Source organism: Nocardiopsis mwathae (assembly GCF_014201195.1).
Lineage (GTDB): Bacteria > Actinomycetota > Actinomycetes > Streptosporangiales > Streptosporangiaceae > Nocardiopsis_C > Nocardiopsis_C mwathae.
This window is the reverse complement of record NZ_JACHDS010000001.1, coordinates 4,609,074-4,634,958: the sequence shown is the minus strand read 5'-3', so window position 1 is coordinate 4,634,958 and position 25,885 is coordinate 4,609,074. Positions and strand designations below refer to the sequence as shown.

The following is a 25,885-nucleotide window of genomic DNA, read 5'->3' as shown; positions in this document are numbered from 1 at the left end:
GGGGGCGGTGCCCGGGTTCCCGGTCACCGCCCCCGCTGTGGCTCGAACGTGAGGCGCGTCATACACGCGGCCGCGGTCAGCGGACCCCATCGCGGTGGAACCGGTCGGCCGCGCGCTCGATGGCGCTCTCCACCGCCCCGACCCGGTCGGCCAGCAGCCCCACGGCGCCCACGGCCCGTGTCATCGGGTCGTCCTCGGCCCCACCCAGTGCCCGCCCGCGCAGGAAACCGGCTTTCACCTCGGCCCACCGGCGTTCCTGCTCCGCGGTCATGGTGCCGCGCAGCTCGGCCAGTTTGAGCAGGTTCGCCTCGGCCCCCGAGGTCAGCGTCTGCGCCTCACCCAGGTAGTGGTCGTCGATCACCGCCTCCAGCTCGGCGTCGTCCATCACCGGGACGATCTTCTCGGCCAGCCGGTTCATGTTCCGGTACGAGCCCTGCAGGCGGAACGGCGGCTCGGTCCGCGACTCCTCGGCCTGAGCCGCCGAGGCGATGTAGGCCTGGTTGTTGGCCAGCACCACCTCTTGCGCCCGCAGCAGCTTGCGCAGCACCGACAGGATCTGCTCCAGCTCCACCTGCGAGTAGGGGTGGGCCAGAAGGTCCGGCCGCACCGAGTCGTCGCCGCGGGCCATCCGTACCAGCAGCTCGATGTCGCCGCGCTCGCGCGTGGACAGCGGCGCCAGCGTCGGGTTCGAGGTCAGCGCGTTCTCGATGTAGCTCAGCGCGAACAGCTCCTCCTTGCCCGACAGGACGTCGCCCAGGTTGTAGACGTCGGCGCGGTTGGCCAGCATGTCCGGAATCCGGAACCGCCGCCCCTGCTCGGTGTAGGGGTTGCCGGCCATGCACACCGCGAACCGCTTGCCGCGCAGGTCATAGGTGCGCGTTCGGCCGTCCCACACACCCTCCATCCGACGCTGCCCGTCGCACAGCGAGATGAACTTCTGCAGGAGCGCGGGGTCGGTGTGCTGGATGTCGTCGAGGTAGAGCAGCACGTTGTTGCCCATCTCCAGGGCGAACGAGATCTTCTCGACCTCCTGGCGGGCTGTGGCGTCCGGCGCGTCGTCCGGGTCCAGCGAGGTGACCGCGTGGCCCAGCGCCGGGCCGTTGACCTTGACGAACACCAGGCCCAGGCGGCTCGCCACGTACTCCATGAGCGTGGTCTTGCCGTACCCGGGCGGGGAGATGAGCAGCAGCAGCCCGCTCTGGTCGGTGCGCTTGCCGTCACCGGCCGCCCCCAGCTGCTTGGCGAGGTTGTCGCCGATCAGCGGCAGGTAGGCCTCGTCCAGCAGGCGGTTGCGCACGAAGGAGCTCATCACCTTGGGTCGGTACTCCTCCAGGCGCAGCCGCCGCCGCTCGCGCTCGACGAGCTCGTTGCGGGTCCGCTGGTAGTCGCCGAACGCCGGCACCTCCTCGCGGCGGAAGCGGCGGGTGCGCGCCAGCAGCTCGTCGATCCGGAACGACAGGCTCCGGTCGGCGACGCGGGGGTGCGACCCCAGCAGGCCGGTGACCGTCGCCGACACCTGAGCCGAGGAGTCGTACCGCGGAAGTTCGGAACCGCACAGCTCCACCGCGACCGCCTCGGCCAGGTCGGCGTCGACGGCGGCGTCAGCCTGGGCGCCATCGGTGTCCAGCGTGCTCGCGAACGCCTGCAGCCACGCCGTGACCAGCTGGTGCCGGGCGGAGAGGTCGCCGCCGAGCGCCCTCAGGTCCTCGTCGAACGAGGCGGCCGTGGTCGACCGCGCAGTGCCCAGAGCCCGCCGGAACCGGTCCAGGAGACCGCGGGCGCCGGCACCGGTGACGAAACCGTCCGGTTCGGCGGCCGCCTCCTCGAACAGGTACTCCCCGGCGAGGTCCGCCCCCGCGGTACCGAGGTCCAGCCCCGTGTCGACCGAAAACGACCCGATGGCCGCGGTCAGTTCGTCGTGCAGGGCGCGGATCGCCGCCGAGTCGCGCACACCGAAGACCTCGCGGGCGCGCGCCAGGGACGCGGCCCGTGTCCGCCACACCGCGCGCTGCGCGGCATCGGCCCCGAACGCCCAGAACAGCTGGGCGGCCGACCGTGCCGCCGCCGGATAGCGCAGCAGCCCGGATGCGTCGCGCAGTCGCAGGACGGCGTCGAGGATGCGCGCGGCGTCATGGTCGTGCACGCCCCGCTCGTAGCCCTCGTTGTAGCGGGACTCCGCGACCCCGCGGACCAGCGCGAGCACGCCGCCGCCCGAGGACGTGCCGTCGGCGCCGTCCTGCGCGGCGGCCGCCCGCAGCGCCTCCAGGCTCAGGCCCCCCTGCCCCGACTCGGCCATCGCCAGGACGGAGGTCGCCAGGTACTCGGCCCGGTAGACCTCGTCGGACTCCGAGACGACCGGCCGGTCCCAGAACCGGCGGGTCGCCGCGAAGCCCTCGTCGAGCACGGGCGCGCGGAAGTCGGTCCCGGTGATGCCGAGGGCCATGCCGCCCTCGTGCGGCACCAGCGTCAGGTCGATGGGCTGGGCGTTGACCGCGAAGCGGTGCCTGCCCAGCCGCAGGCTCTCGCCGCCGCCGTCGAAGAGATCGAGCCGGTCGCGCAGCGCCCGGCCCGCCTCCTGCCGGGCCGCCTTGACCCGGCCCTCCAACTCTTCGGCGCGCACCTGGTCGCCCAGTTCGCGCAGCCGGTCGACGGTCGTGCGCAGCCGCGCCACCATCGCGTCGGAGGCGAAGTAGGTGTTGACGTCGTCGATCGAGTCCAGCGTCAGGACGCGCCGCTGCACACTGCCCAGGATGCGGTCGCCCGACTCCACGAGCCGCTCGGCGCGCCGCGCGCGCTCGTCGAGCAGCGCCTGCTTGCGGGCGGAGAAGGCCTCGTAGACGTCCTCCCGTTTGGCCGCGAGCTCGCCCAGGAAGTCGTCGAACTCGCCGAAGCGCGACTCCAGGCCCTCCAGCCGCAGCATGAGCCGGCCCAGCTGGTCGTCGCAGCGGTCGGGGGTGTCGGCGGCGGCCAGCGCCCCGGTGATCGCCTGTCCGAGCAGTGCGAACTCGGCGGCGAACTCGGCCCGGCCCTCGGTCTCCAGCAGCTGTTTGCGCCGCGCCTCCAGGGTGGCGCGGGCGCGGTTGACACCGCCGAGCACCTCGCCGATCCGCTCCAGGATGCCGGTGCGCACCTGGGCATCGGCGATGTCCAGTGCCCCGACGACCTCGGTGACGATCTCCAGGCCCTCGGTCCGCTCGGCCAACCGCTCGGCCAGCGGCGCCGCGTCGGCCACCGTCGCGATGGCCTCGGCCTCGGCTGCCAGGCGATCGACCTCGGCATGGTAACCGGCGAAGGCGCCGTCGCCCTCCAGGAACGCCACGGCGCGCCGCCCGGCGGCGGCGAGCTCGTCGGTCAGGTCGCGGTCGAGTCGGTCGATGCGGTCGGTGTCGACGTAGCGCATCTCGCGCAGCGTCACCAGGTGGCCCTGGGACCGGCGCAGCTCGGTCAACCGCTCCACCCAGGTGTCGGCGGAGCGCGGCGTCTCCCCGCGCGACCGCCGGACCAGGGACGCGATGCCCCGCTCCGCCTCCTCCAGCGCCGCCGCGGCCTGGCCGGTGAGGGCCTGCACCTTCTCGAACTCGTCGAGTACCTGCTCGGCGGTGGCGCGCACCTGCTCCAGCGGGTCGCGCAGACCGCCCAGCTCGCTCTCGCCGAGCCAGTGGTAGCGGTCGAACACCCGGCGGCACGAGGCGATGAGTGCCTCGAACACCGCGGTCGACGGTGACATCTCGGCGACCATCCGGGTCACCGACAGGCAGTCGGAGATCCCGCGTACCAGCTCGGCGTTGCCCACCCGCTCCAGTGGCCCGGTGCCCACCGGCTGTGCGGCGGCGTACACGTCGGAGACGAAGGGGGTCTGCCACACCTGCATCGGGTGGACGCGGGTCGGCTCGCCCCCACCGTCGCGGAACACCACCAGGGTGCCGTCGTCGAACAGCGCGTGGCCGTGGCAGACGATCGGGGCGGCGACCTCCTTGCGGATCACGTTGTAGGGCAGCAGCAGAGTGCGGCCGTCGCCGCGGGAGTGGAAGCCGTAGAGCACGTCCTCGCCGTTGGGGGAGCGGATGACCCGCTCGAACTCCAGGTCGGCGACGTCGGTGTCGAAGGTTTTCGCCGCGCCGGTGGCCAGGTAGTACCCGCCGGGGAAGATGATGCCCTGGTCCTCGGGGAGCCGCTGGCAGGACTGCCCGATGCCGTCGAGCCGGGCCACGTCCCCGGCCCGGGTGTTGAACACCAGGTGGCGCCACTCGGTCTCGTTGTACGGGCGGATCCGCAGCAGGATCAGTGCGCCGACGCGCGCGTAGTACACATCGGCGTCGGCCAGGCTCTGCAGCGGCTCGGCGACCGGCTCGCTGTAGATGCCCGCGCCGACCTCGGTGTCGTTCTCGACCTTGACGGTGAGATCGCCGCCGATGGTCTCCACGAAGATCTCGCCGAGGATGGATATGTGCGGGTGGCGGCCCAGCACGTGGTCGTCGCGGGTGGCCTCGGTCCACGCGACGTCGTGCGAGGGCGGAAAGACGTGGTCGCGCTCGCCCCGGGGGTCGAGGTAGGCCACCGCGCCGCGGGAGTCGACGCTCCACCGCAGCACCTTGACGTCCTCGGCGCGCGGTCCCGTCTGGAAGACCGCGAGGAGCTTGCCCTCCACGTGCCGCAGCTGCAGTAGCCGGGTCTCGCGGTAGTACCGGTACAGCTCGCCGAAGTCGCGCTCGAACTTCGGGTCGCGCAGCAGTTCCGGGAGGGCGTCATCGGTGGTCGGCGCCAGGCGCGGGGCACCCTCCGGAGAGCCTGTGCCTGTGCCTGTGCCTGTGCCTGTGCCTGTGTCGGCGGCGGCGTCGCGCTCCAAGCGGTGCAGCGCGAACACGTCCTCGACACGCGTCTCGGCCTTGCGCCCGGTGGCGGCGTTGTAGCCGAACAGCAGGTGCCCGCCGACGGACACGATGTCGCGCGGCACGCAGTTGTGCTCGGTGCGGATCCGCTCGGTGCCGAGCAGGTCCAGTTCGCTGCCACCGAACACCTCCAGTCGGCGGGCGTTGAGTTCCTCGGCCCGCCGGGTCAGCTCACCCGACTGCCGGGCCAGTCGGGAGTGCAGCACCTCGTAGGTGCCGGTGTCGAGGCGGTCGGCGCCGTCGGGCCCGCGGCCGTCCGGTGTCGACTCTTCCGCCCGTTCGGACGCGTGGGAAGGGTCGGGGGCCGAGGAGCCCGCCGGGGCGGACTCCTCGTTCACCACATCGGTCACCGGCTACCTCACCGCTTCGTGCCGTTGAGGGCGGCCAGGGGAGCCTCGGCGACGCCGAGGTCCTCGGCGGTGCTCAGCAGCTGGCGCAGCCGAGCCGCGTCCGGGCCGCCGGCCTGGATGAGCTTCAGCAGCAGCGCGGAGACGGTGAGGTTCTTGATATCGCCGGTGTCGATCGACCCGAGCAGCCGTGCCATGTCGGCACCGAAGTCGGAGGAGCCGTCGAGCCACGCCCCGCCCAGCGACTGCGCGACGTCGGAGTTCCGCACGAACCCGTCGACGGCCTTGCCCATGCCGATGGAGTTGACCATCCGGTCGAAGAACATGCCGTCGCCGCCGACGATGTTGATGTCGGCCTTCTCCAGGCCGGTGGCCAGCACCGTCGCCTGGGCCTCGGCGACCTGCCGGTGCACGTCGATCCCGGCCAGCCGGACCTCCTTCTCGGCGTCCAGACGCAGCCGGTACTCCTCGTGCTCGCGGCTGACCTGGTCGAGCGCGGCCATCGCACCGGCCTTCTCGTTGAGGCCCTCGGCCTCGGCGCGCAGCTTCTCGCGGACGGCCTCCGCCTCCACGAGCGCCTTCTCCTTCATCACGGCGGCCTCGGCACGGCCGGTCTTCTCGATGACCGCCGCGTCCTGCTCGCGGACCTGCACGTCGGCCAGCCCGGCGGCCGCGGCCTCGGCCTGAGCGCCCTCGGCGAGCCGGATCTTGGCGCGGGTGTCGAGCTCGGCGGCCTGCTCGCGGGCCTCGGCCAGGGTCAGCTCCTCGGCGGCCTTGTGCTTGGCGGCCGCCTCGGCGGCCTCCGCCGCCTTGATGTCCTTGACCAGGTTCTCCTGGGCCTCGGCCTCGGCGTGGATGATGATGGCCTGGCGCTGGCGCTCGGCCTCCTCGACCGCGCGCAGCTTCTTGATGTTCTCCTCCTGCTCGGCCACGGTCTTCTCGACCGCGATGCGCTCCCGTACGACCTCGGCGACCTCGCGCTTCTCGGCCTCGACCTCCTTGTCCTTGGAGATGCGGGACAGCTCGGTCTCGCGCTCCCGGCCGATGACCTCCAGCACCCGGTCCTTCTCGATGCGCTCGGACTCGATGGCGATGACGCGTTCGCGGTTCTTCTCCGCGACGGCGATCTCCCGCCGCTGGTTCTGCTGCTGCACGCCCAGCTGCTCGTCGGTGCGCAGGTGTGCCTGCTGTGCCTTGAGCCGTTCCTCGGCCTGAACGCGTGCGGTCTCGGCCTCCTCACGGGCCTTGATGCTCTCGATCTCGCGCTTGGCCTTGGCCGCGGCCTCCTCGCGGCGGCGCTCCAGCTCGGCCAGGGTCTCCGCGGTCTCGGTGTCCTGGCGCTGGATCTCCTTGTCGCGCTCGTTCTCCAGCTCGTTGGTGAGCTTGTGCTGATCAGCGGTGAGCGCGGTGATCTTGCTGATGCCCTGGGCGTCGAGGATGTTGTCCTTGTCGAGGCGGTGCAGCGGCGTCTGCTCCAGGTAGTCGATCGCCGCCTTCTCGATGTAGTAGCCGTTGAGCTCGGTGCCGATCAGCTCGATGATCTTGTCGCGGAACTCGTCGCGCTTGGTGTAGAGGTCCTCGAAGTCGAATTGTTTGCCGACCGTCTTGACGGCCTCGGAGAACGTCGCGTTGAACAGCTCCTGCAACGTCTCGGTGTTGCTCGCGCGCTCGGTGCCGATGGACTGGGCGACCTTCAGCACGTCCTGGGCGGTCGGGTTGATCCCGACGTAGAAGGTGATGCTGATGTCGGCGCGGATGTTGTCGCGGCAGATCAGCCCTTCCTTGCCGCTCCGCTCGATGAGCATCGTCTTCTGCGAGATGTCCATGAACTCGGCCTTGTGCAGGACCGGCAGGACGACCGCACCGGTGAAGGTCACGTCGACCTTCTTCATCTTGGAGATGATCAGCGCCCGGCCCTGTTCCACCTTCTGGAACAGCCGCGCGATGGTCACGAGGAGACCGAAGACGATGAGGAGGGCGACGGCGAACAGGACGCCGACACCGACGGTGATGGTTTCCATCCAGTGGTTCTCTCTAGCGAGGGCGCGACCATGGCAAGACGGGGCGGGCGCGCTGGCCGGGGCCGCGGAACGAGGGGGGCGATGCGGTCCGCGGTTGTCGTTGATTCGGACGTGGTACCCGGGCCGCCGGTTCCCGGGGATCATGGGATGAATTGTTCGGGTCGGGGTCGGGGTCTGGGCCGGTTCGTCCGGGTCCGCTGCCGGCGTGAGCGCGGGGGACAGGGGAACGTCGGCGGACGCGTCAGCGGGTGCCGGGGCCGGGATCCAGCGAGCGGTCGAACGGGGTGACGAGGTAGACCTCGTTCGCGGCGTCGTACTCGAAGACGAGCGCGGTGTCGCCGGACGCGAGTGCCTCCCCGCCGGTGGTGCGCACCTGGACGATCGACGTCGCGCCGCTCGCCGCGGTGATCTCCGCCTGCCCGAACGCGTCGTCGGCGCGGCCGGTACGGATCACGCACGTCGTGCCCACGAAGTCGGCGGGGGAAGCACCGGCACCGGCGTCGGCGCCCGGCAGGAAACGGCGCAGACCCATGACCACACCGCTGGTGACCAGCCAGGCGAACAGCACCGCCGCCAGCAGGACCACCAGCCCCAGAGCGATGAGCATGGGCGTCGACGCCCCGTCGAGGTCGAGCAGCACGGTTCCCACCAGGGTCGCGAACCAGGACAGCGTTACGAGCAGGGACAGCACCACGGTGACCGGGACACCGCCGAGGCCGGCGGCCGAGAGCAGGCCGACCAGGCCGCCGCTCCCGGTATCGGCGTCGGTGTCGACGTCGAGGACGTCGGTGCCGACCGCTCCGATCACCACGAAGAGCCAGTAGGCGAAGACGACCAGCAGCATGAAGCTGAAGACCGCCGTGGGGAAGCCGAACGCCGTTCCGATGAACTCACCCATGATGTGCCGCGTCGACCCCCCGTCGTCATGCCGCGCCGCCAGGGGCGCCGGTGACCGCTGCACGACCTTATCGGAGCCCGACGGCGGTTTGTGAACCGGCGGGCTCGGTTGTCCGGTTGTGGTCAACGTGTCACAGGGGTCGAACCGGACCCGTCCGGTGTTCGCCGAAGAGAGCGAATCCACCGGATCCCCGACGACACAAGAGGAACGGACATGCCGACACTGTGCGATCACCACGATCGGAACGAGACGCGACTGAGCTACGAGGAACGGGCCCTGCGGCAGAACCGCCGCTTCATGCACTGGGTGTGGCTGCTGCCGCTGTGCGTGGCCCTGGGCGCTGTGGCCACCGTGGTCACCGGCCAGAGCGTGTGGACCTCGGCGGGATGTGCCGCGGGCATAGCGCTCTGGTTCGTCCTCGGCAGCCTCGCCTTATGGGTGCGCAGATGGTGACGGCCATCGAGTGCCCCTGAAGGGCGGAGGCGGGTGGTGAGGGGCCCCGATCCCTCGCCCGGATCGTTCATGCCCGTATCGGGCGCGCCGGTGAGCGATCCCCAGGACGGCCTGACAATCGAGGGAGGACTGGGCAAGATGAGAAGAGGTGAAGGGAGGTGCGACCGAGATGGCTGCTCTGGAGATCAGCCTCGCCCGGGGTGATGAGCCTGTAGACGCCAAGGTCTTCTTCGAAACCGCAGGCGAGGTGATCGACCTGGTGCAGAGGGCCGAGCGCAATATCGGTGGGCGGCAGCAGTCCCCTGCTCGATGGGCCCTCACCGAGCTCAGAGTCGGAAGCGCTGTGGCCGTGGCTTCTCCCGTAGGGGAGGAGTCGGACAGGCGTCGGGCCTGTGAGGCGAGCATGCGGCTGGTCGAAGGGCTGAACGCGCTGGAGAGTAGTGCAACGATTCCTCCGGCTTTCGACGTCGACATGCTCCGTAGCCTCCTGCGGGTGGCGAGAGGCCACGAGGTGGGAAATGAGGTAAGGATTTCCAGCTCGGCCGATGGCGGAAAACATCTCATTCAGGCCTCTGTTGCTGCCCGCACGATTCAGCATGCGAAGGACGCATTGGCGGCGAGAAAACTTGAATTCGATTCTGTTCAGGGTGAGATCGATCGTCTTGATGTGAGAGGGAGCAAGCGGGAGGTCAGCATCTTCGACATCGAACAGAACCGATCGGTTCGCGCGACGTTCCCGCCCGAGCTTCTTGCCGACGTCTTGAGGAACATCAAGCAGCGTGTCGCGGCGTGGGGCCTTGCTCAGCGCACTGCCGCGGGTCAGACGGTCGCCTTCGAGATCGAGAAACTGGAGCCGCTGGCGGACCGTCCGATCATGCCCGTACGGGAGATCGCGGGGATCGCTCCCTGGTGGACCGACGGAGAGGACCCCACCGAGTGGGTGCGGGGGCAGCGTGCGGGAGAGTAGTAAGCGGGTCTACATCGACTCGGACGTATACCTCAACGTCATCCTTGGAAGAAAGGATACGAACCCGGAGCGCTACGAGACCAGCCTCGCCGTTATTGAGAAGGGGCAGGACGGCGACTATCAAATCGTGGCCTCAGCACTGCTGCGTGCCGAGGTCGGCTGTTCTGGGAGGCTGTGATCCTCGGACATAGGTCCGGCGCAGCGAGATCGGGCGCGGAAGGCCATTGACGAGTGGTTCGCACGGTCCGGAATACAGATGGTGTCCGTGGAACGTTTTGTGGTTGACAAAGCGATCGACTTCGCTTGGCGGTATCGCCTCCGGTCGAATGATGCCGTCCACTTGGCGTCTGCTGTGTTGACCCGGTGCGACCACTTTTTTTCGTGGAACAAGAAGGACTTCCCGATGGGAGAGCAGGTCGAAGGAGTCCGTGTGAGCGAACCCTACGTCATCGGGCAGCAGTCCATATGGTGAGGGGTTCCGGCTCACGCCGGAACCCCTCGGAGACGTCGACCCGTGGTCGGATCAGGAGGCGGCCGCCTCCGGTCGGGTGGCGCCGACGGTGAGGGTGTCGTGGTCTTCGTCGAGGTCGACGCGGACCGTGTCGCCCTCCTGGAGTTCGCCCTTGAGGAGCGCCTTGGCCAGGGGGTCGCCGATGGACGCCTGGACCAGGCGGCGCAGCGGGCGGGCTCCGTAGACCGGGTCGTAGCCGGTCAGGGCCAGCCACTCGCGGGCGGCCCCGGTGACGTCGAGCTCCAGCCGCCGGTCGGCCAGACGCTTGGCCAGCCGGTCCACCTGCAGGTCGACGATGCGGGTCAGCTCCTCGGTGGACAGCGCGTCGAACATGATCACGTCGTCCAGGCGGTTGAGGAACTCCGGCTTGAAGGTGTTCCGCACGACGGACATCACCTTCTCCTTCTTCGCCCCGTTCTCCAGCGACGGGTCGACCAGGAACTGCGACCCCAGGTTGGAGGTGAGGATCAGCAGGGTGTTCCGGAAGTCCACATGCCGGCCCTGGCCGTCGGTGAGGCGGCCGTCGTCGAGGACCTGCAGCAGGGTGTCGAAGACCTCGATGTGCGCCTTCTCCACCTCGTCCAGCAGCACCACCGTGTAGGGGCGGCGCCGGACCGCCTCGGTGAGCTGGCCGCCCTCCTCGTAGCCGACGTAGCCGGGAGGCGCGCCGACCAGGCGGGACACCGAGTGTTTCTCGGAGTACTCGCTCATGTCGATGCGCACGATCGCGCGCTCGTCGTCGAACAGGAACTCCGCCAGCGCCTTGGCCAGCTCCGTCTTGCCCACACCCGTGGGGCCGAGGAAAAGGAACGAGCCGGTGGGGCGGTCCGGGTCGGAGATACCGGTCCGGGCGCGGCGCACCGCGTCCGATACGGCGGCCACCGCCGCGGACTGGCCGATGAGGCGCTTGCCCAGCTCGTCCTCCATACGCAGGAGCTTGCTGGTCTCGCCCTCCATCAGGCGGCCGACCGGGATCCCGGTCCACGACGACACGACATCGGCGACGTCGTCGGCACCGACCTCGTCCTTGACCATCGTCGGGGCGCCGGAGCCCGACTCCTTCTCGGCCTCCTCCGCCGAGGACGCCTCCTCCAGCTGCTTCTCCAGCTGCGGGATCTCCCCGTACATCAGCCGGGAGGCCTCGGTGAAGTCGCCGTCGCGCTGGGCGCGCTCGGCCTGGGTGCGCAGGTCGTCCAGGCGCTCCTTGAGCTCACCGACCCGGTTCAGCCCGGCCTTCTCCTGCTCCCAGCGGGCGATGAGCCCGTTGAGCTCCTCCTGCCTGTCGGCCAGGTCGGCGCGCAGCCGCTCCAGCCGCTGCAGGGAGGCGGCGTCGGACTCCTTCTCCAACGCCATCTCCTCCATCTTGAGCCGGTCGACGGTGCGCTGCAGCTCGTCGATCTCCACCGGGCGGGAGTCGATCTCCATGCGCAGCCGCGACGCCGCCTCGTCGACGAGGTCGATGGCCTTGTCCGGGAGGAAACGGGCGGTGATGTAGCGGTCCGACAGGGTCGCGGCCGCCACCAGCGCCTGGTCGGAGATCTGCACCTTGTGGTGGGCCTCGTAGCGGCCCTTGAGCCCGCGCAGGATCGCGATCGTGTCGGCGGCCGACGGCTCGCCCACCAGCACCTGCTGGAAGCGGCGCTCCAGCGCCGGGTCCTTCTCGATGCGCTCGCGGTACTCGTTCAGCGTGGTCGCTCCGACCATGCGAAGCTCGCCTCGGGCCAGCATCGGCTTGAGCATGTTGCCCGCGTCCATCGCGCCCTCGGCCGCGCCCGCACCCACCATGGTGTGCAGCTCGTCGATGAACGTGATGATCTGGCCGTCGCTCTCCTTGATCTCGTTCAGGACGGCCTTCAGCCGCTCCTCGAACTCGCCGCGGTACTTCGCACCGGCCACCATCGCCGACAGGTCCAGCGCGATCAGCCGCTTGTCGCGCAGCGATTCGGGCACGTCCCCCGCGACGACGCGCTGGGCCAGCCCCTCCACCACCGCGGTCTTGCCGACACCGGGCTCGCCGATGAGCACCGGGTTGTTCTTGGTACGGCGGGACAGCACCTGTACGACCCGGCGGATTTCGGAGTCGCGGCCGATGACCGGGTCGAGCGCACCGGCGCGCGCCCGCTCGGTCAGGTCGATGCCGTACTTCTGCAGCGCCTGGTAGGTCTCCTCGGGGTTCTCCGTGGTGACCCGGCCCGGGCCGCGCACCCGGTCGAACGCCTCCAGCAGCGCCTCGGGCGTCGCGCCGGCGTCCGTGAGCAGCCGCCCGGCCTCGCCGCCGTCGGCGGCCAGCCCGACCAGCAGGTGCTCGGTGGAGACGTACTCGTCCTCCATCTGCTGGGCGCGCTGCGCGGCGGTGTTCAGCGAGATGATCAGCTGCCGCGAACTGCTCGGCGCGCTGACCGTGCTGCCCTGGGCCTTGGGCAGTCCGGCGATGGCTTGCTCGACCGCGGTGTCGAACCGGCCCGGGTCCACCCCGACCTCCTTGAGGAGGGGGCGGATGATGCCCTCGCCCTGGTGCAGGAGGGCGGCGAGCAGGTGCAGCGGTTCGACCTGCGGGCTCCCGTCCGACGTGGCGCGCCGCATCGCCGACGACAGCGCCTCCTGGCTCTTGGTCGTGAGTTTGTAGTTCATGGCTTCGCCGCCCCCTAACAGCAGTGTCGGTCGTAGTGGTGGTGCAATCCGGACGATCGGCTCCAGCCCCGTTCCGCCCTCCGTCGGTCTCGGGAGATCGGTGCGAATCCACGTCGGGATCCGCACCGATCTCCCGAGACCGACGGAGGGCAGGGGGAGGTCTACTGGTCGTCGTCGACGGTCGGCGGGGTGTTGAAGATCGTCACCCGGGTGTGCCGGATCGGCAGCAGTTCGTTGCTCTCCACCGGGCCCGTCTGCGCCAGCCGCCGGGCCACCGCGGTGCGCGCCGCGTCCAGCTCGTTGCGCAGGTGGAAGAGGTGCTCGCGCAGCTCCGCGACCTCGCGCTGGAGCTCCAGGATCCGCTTGATCCCGGCGAGGTTGATGCCCTCGTCCTGGGACAGCCGCTGCACCTCCCGCAGCATCTGGACGTCGCGCATGGAGTAGCGGCGCCCGCGCCCGGCGGCGCGGCCCGGAGAGACCAGGCCGAGCCGGTCGTACTGGCGCAGCGTCTGCGGGTGGAGCCCGGACAGCTCCGCGGCGACGGAGATCACGTAGACCGGGATGTCCTCGCCGAACCCTCGGTCGGTCATGGCATTCACATTCCCTTCGCCCGCGTCTCCAAGTCACGGCGCGGGTCCTGGTCCGCTGTCGCGGCCCGGAACTTCTCCAGGGCCGCGCGGGCGTCCTCGCTCAGCGCCTGGGGCACCGACACCTCGACGGTGACGAGCATGTCGCCCTTGGTTCCGTCGCGCCGGTCGGCCCCCTTGCCCCGGACCCGGAACGTGCGCCCGTTCGGGGTGCCCGGGGGGATCTTCACCGTGACCGGCATGCCGTTGAGGGTCGGCACGCGCACGTCGGCGCCGAGCGTCGCCTCGGGGAAGGTCACCGGGACGGTGATCGTCAGGTTGTCACCGGTCTTGCCGAACACTGGGTGCGGCTGCACATGTACCACCACGTAGAGATCTCCGGCCGGTCCCCCGTGCTCACCCGGCGCGCCCTTGCCCTTGATTCTGATCCGCTGGCCGTCGGAGACCCCGCCGGGGATTCTCACCTGGACCGTGCGGGTGCTCTTCCCCCGGCCGCTGCCGCTGCAGACGGGGCAGGGGTCGTCGACGACGAGCCCGCGCCCCTTGCACTCCGCACACGGCTCCGACAGGGAGAACCCTCCCAGCGGCTTGCTCTCGTGCCCGGTGCCGGTGCACCTGGGGCACATCCGCGGTGCGGACCCGGCCCGGGCCCCCGTCCCTTTGCAGGTGGCGCAGGCGGCGTCACTGGTCAGCTTGAACGACCGGGTGACGCCCTGGGCCGCCTCGGTGAACGACAGCCGGGTCTCGGTCTCGACGTCGGCACCGCGGCGCGACCGCGTCGTGGTGCGCCCGCGGCCGCCGAACAGCCCGCCGAACAGGTCGCTCAGCCGCTCGCCACCGGCACCCCCGCCACCGCCGCCTCCGGGGCCGTGCCCGAACAGGTCGCCGAGGTCGAAGCCGCCCGGCCCGGTTCCCCCGCCGGGCTGGTAGGCCCCGCCGAACAGGGACCGCGCGTCGTCGTACTCCTTGCGCCGCTGCTCATCCGACAGGACGCTGTAGGCCTCGGAGATCTCCTTGAAGCGCTCCTCGGCCTTGGGGTCGGAGGTGTTGGCGTCGGGGTGGTTCTCCCGCGCGAGCTTGCGGTAGGACTGCTTGATCTCGTCCTGCGTGGCCGTCTTTGAGACTCCGAGGACCTTGTAGTAGTCCTTCTCCAGGTAGTCCTTGGTGCTCATCGACGTCTGCCTTCTCCCGCTTTGCGCTCGTTGCCGGTCGGGCGGTGCGGTCCGCTGCTACCGATCCTGCCCACTGCATCCGCTGGTTCACCGCCCCGGGCGCCGCGTGGCACCCGGGGCGGCTCACTCGTTACTTCTTGTCCTCGCCGTCGGACCCGGACTCGGCGGCCGACGCATCGGCCGCGTCCTCCGGGGCGGAGGCCGCAGCGGACCCGGCGGCCGGCGCCGCCCCGTCCGCGCCCTCCTGCGGTTCGGCGTCCTCGCCCTCGGCCTGGCCGGCCACGATCACGCGGGCCGGGCGGATGACCCGCTCGCCGATGATGTACCCGGGCTGGAACACCTCGATCACCTTCGGAGTGGTGACACCCGGCATCGGCACCATCGTCAGGGCCTCGTGCACGGTGGGGTCGAACTCGTCGTCCTTCTCCCCGTACTTCTTCAGCCCCAGCTTGGTGACCGCCGACTCCAGCGCCTCACCGACGGACTTGAACCCGCCGTTGAGCTCGTCGTGGTCACGGGCCCGCCCGATGTCGTCCAGGATCGGCAGGAGCTCGACCAGGACCTGGGCCAGCCCCTGCTCCCGGACGGCGGCGCGGTCGCGATCGACCCGCTTGCGGTAGTTGGCGTACTCCGCCTGCAACCGCTTGAGGTCGTTCGTCAACTCGGCGACCTGCTGCTTGGCCTCGGCGAGCTCAGCCGCGTCGGCGGGGGAGGCCCCCGCCGCGGCCGCCGTGTCGGCGGCCGCCTCCGCGGCCTCCTCCGGGACACGCAGCTCACCGGTCTCGGGATCGATGCGACGCTTGTCGCGGATCACCGGACCCTGCTGCTCGTGACCGTTCTCGTTCTCCGGCAGCGCCATTCGTTTGCGCCTCCTTGACTTCCGCGTACCGGACGGATCAGGCGTTGCCGTTCCGCTTGCCGTTGTCCTCGTCGACGATCTCGGCGTCGACGACGTCGTCGTCGGCCTGCGCCCCGGCGTCCGCGCCCGCCGCACCGGCGCCGGCACCCGCGGCGGCGCCGTCGGCGCCCGCGGCCTGACCCTGGCCGTAGATCGCGGAGCCGATCTTCTGGCTGGCCAGCGCGACCTTCTCGCTCGCGGAACGGATCGCCTCGACGTCGGAGCCCTCAAGCGCCGTCTTGAGCTCGCCCACCGCGGCCTCGGTCTCCGACTTCACCTCGGCCGGGATCTTGTCCTCGTTCTCCTTGATGACCTTCTCGGTCTGGTAGACGAGGGACTCGGCGTTGTTGCGGACCTCGGCCTCCTCGCGGCGCTTGCGGTCCTCCTCGGCGTACTGCTCGGCCTCGCGCACCATGCGGTCGATGTCGTCCTTGCTCATCGACGACCCGCCGGAGATGGTCACCGACTGCTCGCGGCCGGTGCCCAGGTCCTTGGCGGTCACGTTGACGATGCCGTTGGCGTCGATGTCGAAGGTGACCTCGATCTGCGGGACGCCGCGCGGCGCCGGCGGGAGGCCGGTCAGGTCGAAGACGCCGAGCTTCTTGTTGTACTGGGCGATCTCGCGCTCACCCTGGAAGACCTGGATCTGCACCGACGGCTGGTTGTCGGCCGCGGTGGAGAAGATCTCCGAGCGCTTGGTCGGGATGGTCGTGTTCTTCTCGATGAGCTTGGTGAACACGCCGCCCTTGGTCTCGATGCCCAGCGACAGCGGGGTCACGTCCAGCAGCAGGACGTCCTTGACCTCGCCCTTGAGGACACCGCCCTGGAGGGTCGCGCCGATGGCGACGACCTCGTCGGGGTTGACGCCCTTGTTGGGCTCCTTGCCGCCGGTCAGCTCCTTGACCAGCTCGACGACGGCCGGCATACGGGTCGAGCCGCCGACGAGGACCACGTGGTCGATCTTGTCGACGCTGATGCCGGCGTCCTTGATGACCTGGTGGAACGGCTGCTTGGTGCGCTCCAGGAGGTCGGCGGTCAGGCGCTGGAACTCGGCGCGGGTGAGCTTCTCGTCCAGGTGCAGCGGTCCCTCGGCCGAGGCCGTGATGTAGGGCAGGTTGATGGCCGACTCGCTGGAGCTGGACACCTCGATCTTGGCCTTCTCGGCGGCCTCGCGGAGCCGCTGCAGGGCCATCTTGTCCTTGGCCAGGTCGACGCCGTTGGCGTTCTTGAAGCGCTCGACCAGCCAGTCCACGACCGCCTGGTCCCAGTCGTCGCCACCGAGGTGGTTGTCGCCGTTGGTGGCCTTGACCTCGACCACGCCGTCGCCGACCTCCAGCAGGGAGACGTCGAAGGTGCCGCCACCGAGGTCGTAGACCAGGATGGTGGCCTCCTCCTCCTTCTCCAGGTGGTAGGCGAGCGCGGCGGAGGTGGGCTCGTTGATGATGCGCAGGACGTTCAGGCCCGCGATCGTCCCGGCCTCCTTGGTGGCCTGGCGCTGCGCGTCGCTGAAGTACGCGGGAACCGTGATGACCGCGTCGGTGACCTCCTCGCCGAGGTAGGCCTCGGCGTCCCTCTTCAGCTTCTGCAGCACGAAGGCGCTGATCTGCTGGGAGTTGAAGGTCTTGCCGTCGATCTCGGTCTTCCAGTCGGTGCCGATGTGGCGCTTGACCGAGCGGATGGTCCGATCGACGTTGGTGACCGCCTGACGCTTGGCCACCTCGCCGACGAGCACCTCACCGTTCTTGGCGAAGGCAACGACGGACGGGGTGGTCCGCGCGCCCTCGGCGTTGGCGATGACCGTGGGCTCGCCGCCCTCCAGGACCGAGACGACCGAGTTCGTCGTCCCCAGGTCGATACCGACCGCACGTGCCATGAGTACGTCCTCCGTCAAAGTTGAGTCTTACAGGCGAAAGTTTGCTTCGTCGGGGGGCCTTTGTCAAATCACTTGAGTCGAGGAGACTCAATGTTGCTTACGTCCGGGTACAACGGTGGGATCGGCTCGGTTGTTCCCGGATGAGGCGGATCATCCGCCGTGCGCGGGATGGGCGGCGTGGGGGACACGCGGGTGAGGTGAACCTTTGTGGCGGCCGTGGGGGAGGGGCTCACTACCGTAGGAGGCAGCTGATCACTGCGAAGGCCGCGCCGTGTGCGCCCGGCGCGGGGCGGGCCGCCCAGGTGGACCAGGGGGCGCGCCGGTGTGGATCAGTGGCGGGGCCGTTGGTCCGCCAGGCATTACTCGCTAGTAACATTTGATCGACCTCCGGTGTGTGGCGCACCGGAGCACGACAGCAGGATGGGAGGCCGCGGGCGATGCTCTACATGATCCTGGGAATCATCACGACCGCCTTCGCCCTGGTCGGAGTGGCCGTGTTCGCCATTGGCATCCGCCATATGGTGCGCACCGTGGGCATCGGCCGCCCGATCGAAGGCGAGCGCAAGGGACCCTTCGGTCAGCGACTGACGACCACGCTGATCGAGACACTCGGGCACACGCGCATGCTCAAGTGGCGCTGGATCGGCGTCGCGCACTGGTTCGTGATGATCTCGTTCCCGCTTCTGGCGTTCACGGTCGCCGAGGCGCACGGTGAGGTGTGGAACCCGCATTTCCACCTCCCGATCATCTACGACCTCACCATCTACGGCCTGGCCATCGAGGTCATCGCCGCGGTCAGCCTCGCCGCCATCGTCGGCCTGGCGATCTACCGGCAGGTGAAGGGGCCCCGCGCCCTCGGCCGCGCCTCCCGCTTCGAGAACTCCCGGCACTGGCAGGCCTACTACGTCGAGGCCTACATCATCGGCCTGCTCGTCTCCATCTTCGTGATCCGCGGCTTCAAGGTCGCCCTCGGCGACTTCCCGTTCCCCGTGTGGGCCACCCCGGTGTCGCACGCCGTAGGCGCCGTGCTGCCGCCGAGCGAGGCAGGGCTCGCGCTCGTGGCCGCGTTCAAGCTGATCATCTCCTGGATGTTCTTCATGGTGCTGGGCTGGATTCTCACCATGGGCATCGGGTGGCACCGGTTCACCGCGCCGGTCAACATCTACTTCAAGCGCAACCCCGACGGCGGCGTCGCGCTCGGCCCGGCCAAGCAGATGATGGACAAGACCGGTGAGAAGCCGCTCGACTTCGAGGAGGCCGACCCCGACGAGGACCCCTTCGGCGTCGGCAAGATCGAGGACTTCACCTGGAAGGGCCTGCTCGACTTCACCACCTGCACCGAGTGCGGCCGGTGCCAGTCGCAGTGCCCCGCGTGGAACACCGGCAAGCCGCTGTCCCCCAAGAAGCTGGTCATGGACCTGCGGGAGCACGCCTACGCCAAGGCGCCCTACCTCCTGCAGGGCATCACGGCCGAGACGCTGGAGGAGAAGGCCAAGGAGGACGCCGCCCACTCCGACGTCGACGTGCTCTCCCTGCTCGGCGCCCCGCTCGTCGGGACCGAGGAGGAGGGGGGCATCATCCACCCCGATGTCCTTTGGGCCTGCACCAACTGCGGCGCCTGCGTCGAGCAGTGCCCGGTCGACATCGAGCACGTCGACCACATCCTCGACATGCGCCGCTACCAGGTGATGATCGAGTCCAGCTTCCCGTCCGAGGCCAACACCCTGCTCAAGAACCTGGAGAACAAGGGCAACCCGTGGGGGATGAGCGAGGACAAGCGCCTCGACTGGATCTCCGAGCTGGACTTCGAGGTCCCCGTCGTCGAGGACAAGCTCCCCGAGGGCACCGAGTACCTGTTCTGGGTGGGCTGCGCCGGCGCCCTGGAGGACCGTGCGAAGAAGACGACCAAGGCCATCGCCGAGCTGCTGCACATGGCCGGGGTCAAGTTCGCCGTGCTCGGCGGTATGGAGGCGTGCACCGGTGACCCGGCCCGCCGCCTGGGTATGGAGTTCGTCTTCCAGATGCTCGCGCAGCAGAACGTGGAGACGCTGAACGAGGTCGGCGCCACCAAGATCGTGGCCAGCTGCCCGCACTGCTTCAACACGCTCGGCAACGAGTACCCTCAGCTGGGCGGCGACTACGACGTCATCCACCACAGCCAGCTGCTGGCCAAACTGGTGGAGGACGGCCGCCTCACCCCGGTGCAGCCGATCGAGGAGAACATCACCTACCACGACCCGTGCTTCCTGGGCCGCCACAACAAGGTCTACACGCCGCCCCGCGACATCATGGCGCAGGTCCCCGGTATCCGGACCCAGGAGATGCACCGGCACAAGGAGCGCGGCTTCTGCTGCGGCGCCGGCGGTGCCCGGATGTGGATGGAGGAGCGGATCGGCAAGCGCATCAACACCGAGCGGGTGGACGAGGCGCTGACGACCAACCCCGACACCGTCTCCACCGCGTGCCCGTTCTGCCAGGTCATGCTGGGTGATGCGATCAACGAGAAGAAGTCGAAGGGCGAGGCCAAGGAGACCCTGGAGGTCGTCGACGTCTCGCAGCTCCTGCTCCGCTCGATCAAGGGCGACACACCCGCGAGCGGTGCCGAGCCGGAGAAGGAGAACGCCTGATCCACCCGACGCACCGCGGCGGCCCCTGCTCAGGGGCCGCCGCGGTCGTTCAGTTCCGGCAGGTGCCGGGCCCGGTGGGCAGCTGCGACCTGCGCGGGCGGGGCGCGGCGCAGTGGGGCGGTGCGACGGGCGGTGCCGCGGGCAGTACCGCGCAGGGCCCGTCGTCGAGTACGGCGGGGCGTACGCCGAGTACCCGGTCGATCTCCTCCACGCTGAGGCGCTCCTCGGCGGCGGCCACGGCGCTCAGTACCTCGGCGTAGAGTTCGATCTCGGCCAGCGCGACATGGTCGTGCAGGCGCGTGTCGATATCGGAATCCAAGCGCGCCCACCTCCGTCGAAAGCGCTGCGGGAGGACGCGACCCGTCCTGTGCGTACGGCCGGACACCGTTGCCCGTGCCGTCGTCAGGGTCGTCGCCGCTCGGGTCGAGAGAAATTCGGGCCCGATATCCAGCCTCGCACTCTAGGCTACGCGCCGGTAGCCTCGCGCCGCATGACTCGGACGGGCCATTCTCGGGTCAGCGTCGAAGTAGTCATGCGCAGCGGCCGAATCATCACATCATCGGTGTCGAATTGGGCGTGTCGTCCGATTCGGCCGCGCGATATCCCCGCCATGTCCCCAGCGTGGCCGCACAATACGGTCGGTGGGAACGCCGCGGCTGAGCAGGGCCCCGGCGGGTAGCCCCGGAGGCCCCTGACCGATGAGGAACGGTCCGTATAGGCGATTTCGGTTCCTGAGAATGGCGCTAGCGCCAGGTGACTCCGCGGTGATCGCGCGCGTACCGTTCGTATTTCTCCGGCGTCTCGGCGAAGACTTCGCGATCGGTGTCGGTGAGTTCGCGGATGACTTTTCCGGGAACGCCGGCCCAGAGCGTCCCCGGCGGCACGGTCTTGCCCGGGGGAACCAGTGCGCCGGCCGCGACGAGCGCCCCGGCCCCCACCCGGGCGCCGCCCAGGACGGTGGCGCCGATGCCGACCAGCGCGCCGTCCTCGACCACGGCGCCGTGCACCATCGCCTTGTGGCCCAGGCTGACGCGGTCACCCAGCACGGCGGGCTCGCCCGGGTCGGCGTGCAGTCCGCACTGGTCCTGGATGTTGCATCGCTCACCCACGACGATGTCCTCGGTGTCGCCGCGGAGCACCGATGCGTACCAGACGCTGCTCTCATCGCCGATACGGACGCGGCCCACGACCACCGCGCCCGGGGCGATCCAGGCGCCCGGGTGGATATCGGGCGAACCGAACGGGCCGTCGCCCACCAGGGGTCCGTTCATGTCGCGACTCCTCGCGTGTCGGCGCGGATCCGGAGATGAAATATGCCCTACTCAGCCCCGCGCGTGCGTGATCCCGCATACCTTAGTAGGAGGATGAGCACGGTGGTCACGATGGGTCGGCACGGTCCACTACCCGCCCGGGTTATTGAGGGGGCGGGGGCCGGCCACTACCGTGGTCGGTTCCACGGTGTTCACAACGTCACGCTTCGCACTGGACTCGGGCTCTTGCGCCTCTGTCTCCCGGTACACCCGAAGCCCCGGGGCAATCGGTGTCATCGCACGTCGCCGATGTGTTCTGGCGGTTCGGACGGGAACGCTGGTCAGGCGGTCCGAGTGGCCTTCCCCGACTCGCCCAACCTGGTTGATTAGGACATGAACGAACACAGTAACGACATTCTGCCGAACCTACTCCGCGACGAGGCCTTCCCGACCGTTCGAAAGAACGGCTACGACAAGCGCCAGGTCGACGATTTCGTCGTCCGCAACCACAACCAGATTCGCGACCTGCAAGAGCGACTCGCGCGAGCGCACGACGAACTGGAGCAGCTCCGCCGCGAGCTGGCCGAGGCCAAGGAGAAGGCCGCGGTCAAGCCCGAGCACGAGCAGATCAGCGAGCGCATGTCCACGATCCTGCGCATCGCCGAGGAAGAGGCCAAGGACAAGCGCGCCAAGGTCGACGAAGAGGTCAACGAGATCCGTACCAAGGCCGAGGAAGAGGCCGAGAAGCGGAAGAAGGACGCCGAGGAGCACGCCGAGCGCGTGGTCGCCAGCGCCCGCTCCGAGGCCAACGACATGGTCGGCACGGCCAAGCAGGAGTCCGAGCAGCTGCGCGCGCAGGCCAAGCAGGACGCCGAGCGTCGCCTGGGCGATGCCGAGGCGCGCGCGAAGACGATCAACGAGACCGCCGATCGTCGGCTGGCCACCCTGACCGCCACCCACAACGAGGCGGTCCGGCGGCTCAACGACATGCACGAAACGCTGGAGGAGCTGCTCAAGGCCGAGAAGTCGGCCGGGCCGCTGGAGGCCGGCATGTCCGAGGAGGACATCAAGGCGTCGGGCGAGAAGGCCACCGCCGCGTCGGGCGCCTCCGGCGTCCCGGCGGCCCCCGCCGGCCAGCCGTCCAAGCCCGCTCCGGCTCCGGCCCCGGAGTCCAAGAGCGGCGGCCCGGCCGACGACGCCGCCAACGCCGACACCGCCAAGGTTCCGCAGTCGCCGAACGGTCCCGAGGCGGCCGTCGACCGGGCTCCCACGGCGGCGAACCAGGGCACCGCGCCGCGCCCGCAGGGCGCCCGCTACGCGGGTCCCTCCCCGGAGCAGGGTGCCGCCGCGCCGGCCGCGCCCGCGGCTGCGGGTGGTGGCATCTACAAGCACCCGCAGGCGCCCGCCCCGCAGAAGCCGCAGACCACCGACGGCGCCGAAGGCGTTCGCATCATCAAGCCGTAGGTGGGGTGCGTCCCACCGCGTCGCACGGGGCGCGGGGACTCCGGAACGAAGCGGAGCACACACGTTTACGAACACCGTTGGTCAGCGGGGCCGTGAGGCGCCGGGGACGAGGGCTCGGCAGCCCCGCCCCCGGCGCCCTTTCGTCACGGCTTGTGGGGTAACGTCGGCCTTGTCGTCGTCTGTCGGCTACGATGCCGAAAGCCATGATTATCCGCGCGGCCATCCGGTCTGACCTCGGCGCGATCCTGCGGCTCCTGCGGGATCTCGGCGACGCGACGCACGCTCAGGGCGGCACCGTCCGTATGTCCTCGGCCGCTGTCCGGGCGTGGACACGCATCGAGAGCGACCCCGACCGCAGTGTGCTGGTGGCCGAGAGCAGAGGGCAGATCATCGGCACCCTCGACCTGATCGTGGTCGCCAACCTGACGCACGACGCCCAGCCCTGGGCGATCATCGAGAACGTCGTGGTCGACCCGGGCTGTCGGCGGCGCGGTGTGGGACGCGCCCTGATCGAGGACGCCCTGGACCGCGCGGCGCGCGCGGGCTGCTACAAGATCGAACTTCTTCCCCACGAGGAACGGCACGAAGCCCATGGCTTCTACAAGGCCATGGGCTTCGCCACCTCGTCGGAGGGCTTCCGCCGCTACCTGTGACCCAACCCCCTGCCGGTGATCCCGGGGCAGCACAGGGAGCGGGCTCGGGGGCGTCAGTGTCCGGAGCGGAGCGGGACCTGCCGGAAGAACAGCACGGTCACGAAGCCGACGACGGCGATCGGGAGTCCGAGCAGGAACACGGTGTGCATCGCGCTGTTGAACGCGGTGATCACAGCGTCGTGCGCCGCGGGCGGCAGGGATTGGATGATCGCCGGGGAGCCCAGCGCGGACTCGGAGATGTCGGGCATGGGCGGCGGCTGCTGCCCGGCGGCGCGGGCCGCCGCTTGCGCCTGTTCCGCCTTCGCGGCGAGCTCGGCGAGCTCATCGTGCAGGCGGTTGGTCATCACGGCGCCGAAGGCCGAGACACCGATCGCGCCGCCCAGATTGCGGAAGAAGGTCACCGCAGAGGTCCCCGCAGCCAGGTCCGCCCGGTCCAGCGCGTTCTGCGTGGCCAGGATGAGGATCTGCATGGTCAGCCCGATACCCAGGCCGATGAGTCCGACGCCGAAGCCCACCAGGACGAGGCTGGAGTCCACCTTGAGCAGGGTCAGCACGTAGAACCCGGCGCCCACCAGCACCATGCCGACGACCGGGTAGGCCTTCCACCGGCCGGTGCGGCTGACGACGATCCCCGAGGAGATCGAGGCCGCGAGCAGGCCGACCACCAGCGGCAGGGTCATCAGCCCCGAGGCCGTCGGGGTCATCCCCTTGACGATCTGCAGGTACTGCGGGAAGTAGATCATCACGCCGAACATGCCCATGCCGATGGCCATCGAGCCGATGGACGCGAGGACGAACGTCCGGTCCCGGAACAGCCGCGGCGGCAGGATCGGGTCGTGCGCGCGCCGCTCGGCCACGACGGCGCCGATGGTGAGGGCTACGGCGGCGGCGATGAGCGCGTAGGTCGGCGCCGAGTGCCAGGCGAACGACTTGCCGCCGAGGCTCAGCACCAGCATGACCGCGCTCGCCGCACCGACGATGCAGGTGGCGCCCCACCAGTCGATCCGTGTGTCGCCGCGCGGGCGCACCGGCAGGTGCAGTAGCCGCTGGATGACGACGAACGCGACCACCGCGAGCGGCACGGTGATGAAGAAGCACCAGCGCCAGCCCAGCGGGCTGTCGACGAGGAAGCCGCCGAGGAGCGGCCCGGCGACCGTGGAGACGCCGAAAACGGCGCCGATGAAGCCGGAGTAGCGGCCGCGCTCACGTGGTTCCACCACGTCGCCGAGGATGATCTGCGGGAGTGAGGCGAGCCCGCCCGTGCCGATGCCCTGGAAGAGTCGGGCGACGATGAGCCAGGTCATGTCCTGGGCGAAGCCGGCCGCGACGGACGACACGATGAAGATGACGAGGGAGATCTGGAAGGTGAGCTTTCGGCCCCACAGGTCGGAGAGCTTGCCCCAGATGGGTGTGGTGGCGGTCATCGTCAGCAGGGCCGAGCTGGCCACCCACGCCAGCCGGTCCTGCCCGCCGAGTTCGCCGACGATCGTGGGCAGGGCCGTGCCCACGATCGAGTTCGTCAGCATCGAGGTGAGCACGGCGAGCATGAGCCCGATCAGCACCTCGATGATCTGGCGCCGGGTGTATCGGGGCATCGGCTCTGCGTCCGCCGCTGCCCCGGTCGACCGCTGCGCCGGTTCGTCCGGCCGGGCCTCGGCCGCCTGTCGTCCCACCACTCCGCGTGTCCCCCAAGCGTGTTCGTGGATGTCGATGGATCCGACCCGATTCCGTCCGCCGCGCAGCGATCAGGTGAATGCGGGCATGCGTCGGCACCCCGAAGGGACGAGAGATGGGTCGATAGGATCACTACTGGTATAAGTAAACAGTGTTGACTTGTCAAGCCGGGTCGCCTGATTGCGCTCTGGCCGGCGACCCCCGGTAGGTTGCGACGGACCGCTCCGACCTGGGCGGGAACAGCGGCGGACACCGACGGAGGATCGACATGGAACGGCCGGAGGACACCGGACCGTGCTCAGGCCGAGTGCGGGACCGTGCGGCCACACGCCAGCGCATCCTCGACAGCGCGCGCGAGCTGTTCACCAGCGAGGGCTACGAGCATGTGTCCTCGCGCAGCATCGCCGCCCACGCGGGCGTCAACGTCGCCCTCATCAACCGCTACTTCGGGGCCAAGCGGGGGCTGCTCGCCGAGGTCATCGCCCAGGACGCGGCGTTTCCCGGCATCCTCGAAGGCGACCGCGCCACCCTGCCGCGGCGTGTGGCCGAACACGTGGCGCGGCGCGTTCTCGGCGCGGGCACGCCGCTGCAGCGGGCGCTGGAGCACTCCATGGGCGACCCGGACCTGCGGTCGGTCTACGAGGAGCGGCTGAAGAACGCCTTGATCGAGCCGCTGGCCGCATACCTCGGCGGCCCCCATGCACGGGCGCGGGCCTCGCTGGTGGCCGGTGTGGTGCTCGGCATGGGCGTGGTCAAGCGTGTCGAGGGCGGGACCTCCTTCGCCGACCTCGACCCCTGCGACCTGGCCGACCGGCTGACCTGCGTTATCGAGCGGTGTCTGGAGGAGTTCGCGGCCTGAGCGCCGCGGACCGTACCTCCGGCCCGCTCTCCGTCGCCGCCCCTATACCGCGTCCGCTGCGCCGATCGGAGCGTGACACGCCGAGGGGGTCCGCATTCCTTCGCCTATATA

General features: G+C 69.7%; 19 protein-coding genes. 8 read left to right on the top strand and 11 right to left on the bottom strand.

The genetic code is table 11. From position 1 onward, the window contains the following. Positions 1-76 precede the first annotated feature (76 nt). From HNR23_RS20265 to HNR23_RS20255, 3 genes are all read right to left on the bottom strand, one after another. Positions 77-5,239 (bottom strand): DNA repair ATPase, encoded by a 5,163-nt coding sequence (locus HNR23_RS20265; RefSeq protein WP_184077764.1) that lies wholly within the window; start codon positions 5,237-5,239, stop codon positions 77-79. An 8-nt stretch (positions 5,240-5,247) separates the two neighbouring features. Beyond that, positions 5,248-7,257, bottom strand: a complete 2,010-nt coding sequence (locus tag HNR23_RS20260; protein ID WP_184077762.1) for a flotillin family protein — start codon at positions 7,255-7,257, stop codon at positions 5,248-5,250. A gap of 241 nt (positions 7,258-7,498) precedes the next feature. Beyond that, positions 7,499-8,155: a DUF1449 domain-containing protein gene (locus tag HNR23_RS20255; protein WP_184077760.1), complete on the bottom strand. Its 657-nt coding sequence runs from the start codon at positions 8,153-8,155 to the stop codon at positions 7,499-7,501. Positions 8,156-8,368: 213 nt separating this feature from the next. Between HNR23_RS20255 and HNR23_RS20250 the strand changes: the two genes are divergently transcribed. From HNR23_RS20250 to HNR23_RS27675, 4 genes are all read left to right on the top strand, one after another. Then, the gene (locus HNR23_RS20250) at positions 8,369-8,608 is read left to right on the top strand and encodes a hypothetical protein (protein WP_184077758.1); all 240 of its coding nucleotides are present in this window, start codon (positions 8,369-8,371) and stop codon (positions 8,606-8,608) included. Between the two features lie 169 nt (positions 8,609-8,777). Next, positions 8,778-9,575 (top strand): hypothetical protein, encoded by a 798-nt coding sequence (locus HNR23_RS20245; protein WP_184077756.1) that lies wholly within the window; start codon positions 8,778-8,780, stop codon positions 9,573-9,575. Further along, on the top strand, positions 9,562-9,753 hold the full coding sequence (locus HNR23_RS20240; protein ID WP_184077754.1) for a hypothetical protein: 192 nt from the start codon (positions 9,562-9,564) through the stop codon (positions 9,751-9,753). The genes HNR23_RS20245 and HNR23_RS20240 overlap by 14 nt, the downstream gene beginning before the upstream one ends. Positions 9,754-9,762: 9 nt before the next feature. Then, positions 9,763-10,047, top strand: a complete 285-nt coding sequence (locus HNR23_RS27675) for a type II toxin-antitoxin system VapC family toxin (protein ID WP_184080642.1) — start codon at positions 9,763-9,765, stop codon at positions 10,045-10,047. A gap of 51 nt (positions 10,048-10,098) precedes the next feature. Here HNR23_RS27675 and clpB read toward each other — a convergent pair whose 3' ends face one another. The 5 genes from clpB to dnaK all read right to left on the bottom strand — a co-directional run bounded on the left by clpB (position 10,099) and on the right by dnaK (position 17,247). Then, the gene (gene clpB, locus HNR23_RS20230) at positions 10,099-12,717 is read right to left on the bottom strand and encodes an ATP-dependent chaperone ClpB (RefSeq protein ID WP_184077752.1); all 2,619 of its coding nucleotides are present in this window, start codon (positions 12,715-12,717) and stop codon (positions 10,099-10,101) included. A gap of 161 nt (positions 12,718-12,878) precedes the next feature. Then, positions 12,879-13,307, bottom strand: coding sequence for a heat shock protein transcriptional repressor HspR (locus HNR23_RS20225; protein ID WP_184077750.1), 429 nt, complete (start codon positions 13,305-13,307; stop codon positions 12,879-12,881). Positions 13,308-13,312: 5 nt separating this feature from the next. After that, on the bottom strand, positions 13,313-14,476 hold the full coding sequence (gene dnaJ / locus HNR23_RS20220; protein ID WP_184077748.1) for a molecular chaperone DnaJ: 1,164 nt from the start codon (positions 14,474-14,476) through the stop codon (positions 13,313-13,315). A 130-nt stretch (positions 14,477-14,606) separates the two neighbouring features. Continuing rightward, entirely contained in the window at positions 14,607-15,335 is a 729-nt protein-coding gene (gene grpE / locus HNR23_RS20215; RefSeq protein WP_184077745.1) for a nucleotide exchange factor GrpE, read from the bottom strand. A gap of 37 nt (positions 15,336-15,372) precedes the next feature. After that, complete coding sequence (gene dnaK / locus HNR23_RS20210) at positions 15,373-17,247, bottom strand: molecular chaperone DnaK (RefSeq protein ID WP_184077744.1); 1,875 nt, start codon at positions 17,245-17,247, stop codon at positions 15,373-15,375. Between the two features lie 437 nt (positions 17,248-17,684). Between dnaK and HNR23_RS20205 the strand changes: the two genes are divergently transcribed. Then, on the top strand, positions 17,685-19,874 hold the full coding sequence (locus tag HNR23_RS20205; protein WP_184077742.1) for a (Fe-S)-binding protein: 2,190 nt from the start codon (positions 17,685-17,687) through the stop codon (positions 19,872-19,874). Between the two features lie 49 nt (positions 19,875-19,923). On the opposite strand, the gene HNR23_RS20200 is transcribed toward HNR23_RS20205, so the two are convergent. Both HNR23_RS20200 and HNR23_RS20195 read right to left on the bottom strand, forming a co-directional pair. Then, complete coding sequence (locus HNR23_RS20200) at positions 19,924-20,193, bottom strand: hypothetical protein (protein ID WP_184077740.1); 270 nt, start codon at positions 20,191-20,193, stop codon at positions 19,924-19,926. A 424-nt stretch (positions 20,194-20,617) separates the two neighbouring features. Further along, positions 20,618-21,145: a gamma carbonic anhydrase family protein gene (locus tag HNR23_RS20195; protein ID WP_184077738.1), complete on the bottom strand. Its 528-nt coding sequence runs from the start codon at positions 21,143-21,145 to the stop codon at positions 20,618-20,620. Between the two features lie 372 nt (positions 21,146-21,517). On the opposite strand from HNR23_RS20195, the gene HNR23_RS20190 reads away from it, so the two are divergent. Next, entirely contained in the window at positions 21,518-22,588 is a 1,071-nt protein-coding gene (locus HNR23_RS20190) for a hypothetical protein (protein ID WP_184077736.1), read from the top strand. Between the two features lie 203 nt (positions 22,589-22,791). Beyond that, a complete protein-coding gene (locus HNR23_RS20185) occupies positions 22,792-23,241 on the top strand; it encodes a GNAT family N-acetyltransferase (protein WP_184077734.1) in 450 nt (149 codons plus the stop codon). A gap of 53 nt (positions 23,242-23,294) precedes the next feature. Here HNR23_RS20185 and HNR23_RS20180 read toward each other — a convergent pair whose 3' ends face one another. Continuing rightward, entirely contained in the window at positions 23,295-24,836 is a 1,542-nt protein-coding gene (locus HNR23_RS20180; RefSeq protein WP_246422406.1) for an MDR family MFS transporter, read from the bottom strand. A gap of 347 nt (positions 24,837-25,183) precedes the next feature. Between HNR23_RS20180 and HNR23_RS20175 the strand changes: the two genes are divergently transcribed. After that, the gene (locus tag HNR23_RS20175) at positions 25,184-25,774 is read left to right on the top strand and encodes a TetR/AcrR family transcriptional regulator (RefSeq protein ID WP_184077730.1); all 591 of its coding nucleotides are present in this window, start codon (positions 25,184-25,186) and stop codon (positions 25,772-25,774) included. The last annotated feature ends 111 nt before the right edge of the window (positions 25,775-25,885 follow it).